We start from the raw sequence: 2,211 nt of genomic DNA, 5'->3' as shown, positions 1-2,211 counted from the left end.
CACCAGTAGACCAGCCGAGTGGCGATGCCGAGCAATCCGCGTCGGTTGCGATCGCGGCCGCGGCCGCGTGATTTCGCCTTGGCGGACCTGCCCTTGGCAGCGGATTTGCGGGTGCGCGGCACGACGCGATCCTCCTCGCTCACCGAAAAGCCCTCGGAGGATTTCGCGCGCGGCGATCCCTCGAAGCTCGGTTCGATGCGACTGTCTCTGCGGTTCGCCATGCGCTCTAGCTGTTTGTCCCCGGTACCGATGGCGTTCGGGTTGAAGAGTAGATGCGGCGGTTTAAAGGCGCGTTAAAGCAGGGTTTATGCACGGTTTTGAAAACCGTTAGGATTTTCTGAATTCGGCTTCTCACCGATCGCCGCGGGCAGCAGCCGCGTCACACGGCGCAGTCTGGCTCCTCACGGCGCCGGCGGCTGGCCACCGTGATCAGTTCTGCTGGATCGAAATGCCTTTGTCGTCGATCTTGAGCTCGACGCCTTTCGGCCTCGTCTGCTCGCGATAGACGTAGACGCCGAGCGCAATGACCACGACCACGAGAGCGCCGATGATGACATAGAGCATGTTCTGCTTCATGGCGCGTCCCCGATGCCTTCTGGAAGATCAGGCCTGTTTCACCAGCTTGATCAGCACCAGCAGGACCACCGCGCCGATCGTGGCGTGGATGATCGCGGCAAGGATCCCGCCGCCCACGGCAAAGCCAAGCCTTGGGAATATCCAGCCGGCAATCAGGGCGCCGACGATGCCGACGACGATGTTGCCGACCAGTCCGAAGCCGAAACCCTTGACGATCAGGCCGGCAAGCCAGCCGGCGATCGCGCCGATGATGATGAAAACGAGCAGGCTTTCAATTCCCATTGCCAATCCCTCCGTGAGCGGAGGACCAACGAAGCCACGCACCCCGAATCGGCCATCCAACTGTGACGGATGGAACCTATTGGAAAGCGGCCGGCCTCGCCAGCGCCAGCTTCATTCGTCGTCGTCACCCGATGCCGGACGCCAGCTCGTCGGATCGACCTTCTTTTGCGTGTCGCTGTCGGTGTAGACCCACCAGCCGCCATCGCGATACTGGCCGACGGATTCATTGACGACGCCGTCGCCGTCCTTCCACAGGATGGTGACTTTCGCCCCGTCCTTCGGCGCGCTTTCTATCGGTTTGCGCTCTGCCATCTCACTCCCTCCACGAACCGGCCCGCTCCGTGAACCGGCCGAACCGGCAAGAACGCCCGCCGCCGCGCCGGGTTCCGTCAGCTATGCGCGAAAATGTCTTCCTCCGCCCAGCCCATAAGGTCGAGCTTGGCGCGCGTAGGCAGGAACCGGAAGCAGGCGTCGGCCTCCTTGGTGCGGTTTTCGCGCGCCAGGCGCGCCGCCAGAACCTCGCGCAGACGGTGCAGATAGAGCACGTCGGAGGCGGCATAGTCGAGCTGTTCGGGCGAGAGCGTTTCCGCTGCCCAGTCCGAGGATTGCTGCGCCTTGGACAGGCCGATGCCGAGCAATTCGTTGCACAGATCCTTCAGCCCGTGGCGGTCGGTGTAGGTGCGGACGAGCCGCGAGGCGATCTTGGTGCAGAACACCGGCTCCGCCATGACACCGAAGGCATTGTAGAGCACGGCGATGTCGAAGCGGCCGTAATGGAACAGCTTGGTGACCGCGCGGTTGCGAAGCAGGCTGACGAGATTCGGCGCTTTCTTCTGGCCAGGCGCGATCTGGATGACGTCGGCGCTGCCGTCGCCGGGCGAAATCTGCACAACGCAGAGCCGATCGCGATGCGGGTTCAAGCCCAGCGTTTCCGTGTCGATGGCCACCGCCCCGACATTGTAGCGGGCGAGGTCGGGCAGGTCGTTCTTGTGGAAACGGATATCGGTCATTCTCTTCTCCGGATCGCGGCCCGCCGCGCCGCGTATCGCTTGGGCTGCGTCAGCAGCGGCGGCGCGTTGCGCTGGTCATTCGTCCTCGCCGCGATCCGGAGAAAAATCAACAGAAAGTTGAATCTCACATCTTGCGCGATTTCCGTCTCACCGGGTCAGCGCATCGAGGATGCGCGCCCAGGACCGCTGTCCCTTGTGGAAGGAGGTCAGTTCGTATTTCTCGTTCGGCGAGTGGATGCAGTCGTCGTCGAGGCCGAAACCGACCAGCAGCGATTCCATGCCGAGATAGGTCTGGAAATCGCCGACCACGGGGATGGAGCCGCCACCGCCGGTGGTGATAGCC

6 protein-coding genes are annotated in these 2,211 nt (G+C 63.1%); all 6 read right to left on the bottom strand.

What is annotated here, in order from left to right; genetic code table 11:
- Positions 1-221, bottom strand: a 221-nt coding sequence (locus EOA27_RS32995; protein WP_145970702.1) for a hypothetical protein, incomplete at its 3' end; no start/stop codon positions are given.
- 208 nt (positions 222-429) lie between these two features.
- Positions 430-576, bottom strand: coding sequence for a hypothetical protein (locus tag EOA27_RS32990; protein WP_126064347.1), 147 nt, complete (start codon positions 574-576; stop codon positions 430-432).
- 27 nt (positions 577-603) lie between these two features.
- Positions 604-858 (bottom strand): GlsB/YeaQ/YmgE family stress response membrane protein, encoded by a 255-nt coding sequence (locus EOA27_RS32985; protein WP_042640778.1) that lies wholly within the window; start codon positions 856-858, stop codon positions 604-606.
- A 111-nt stretch (positions 859-969) separates the two neighbouring features.
- Positions 970-1,170: a hypothetical protein gene (locus EOA27_RS32980; RefSeq protein ID WP_126081170.1), complete on the bottom strand. Its 201-nt coding sequence runs from the start codon at positions 1,168-1,170 to the stop codon at positions 970-972.
- 77 nt (positions 1,171-1,247) lie between these two features.
- Complete coding sequence (locus EOA27_RS32975) at positions 1,248-1,868, bottom strand: ribonuclease D (protein ID WP_126081169.1); 621 nt, start codon at positions 1,866-1,868, stop codon at positions 1,248-1,250.
- A 147-nt stretch (positions 1,869-2,015) separates the two neighbouring features.
- A partial coding sequence (locus EOA27_RS32970) for a M20/M25/M40 family metallo-hydrolase (protein ID WP_127258358.1) occupies positions 2,016-2,211 on the bottom strand: 196 nt, incomplete at its 5' end.

The sequence above is a fragment of the Mesorhizobium sp. M2A.F.Ca.ET.037.01.1.1 genome, from assembly GCF_003998075.1.
Taxonomy (GTDB): domain Bacteria; phylum Pseudomonadota; class Alphaproteobacteria; order Rhizobiales; family Rhizobiaceae; genus Mesorhizobium.
Note: the sequence above shows the minus strand (reverse complement) of the source record. Positions and strands in the feature narration are given on the sequence as shown.

What these genes read in the sequence shown, in the direction of transcription:
- EOA27_RS32985 (WP_042640778.1), bottom strand. Translation starts at nt 858, where the DNA reads ATGGGAATTGAAAGCCTGCTCGTTTTCATCATCATCGGCGCGATCGCC.
- EOA27_RS32975 (WP_126081169.1), bottom strand. Translation starts at nt 1,868, where the DNA reads ATGACCGATATCCGTTTCCACAAGAACGACCTGCCCGACCTCGCCCGC.
- EOA27_RS32980 (WP_126081170.1), bottom strand. Translation starts at nt 1,170, where the DNA reads ATGGCAGAGCGCAAACCGATAGAAAGCGCGCCGAAGGACGGGGCGAAA.
- EOA27_RS32990 (WP_126064347.1), bottom strand. Translation starts at nt 576, where the DNA reads ATGAAGCAGAACATGCTCTATGTCATCATCGGCGCTCTCGTGGTCGTG.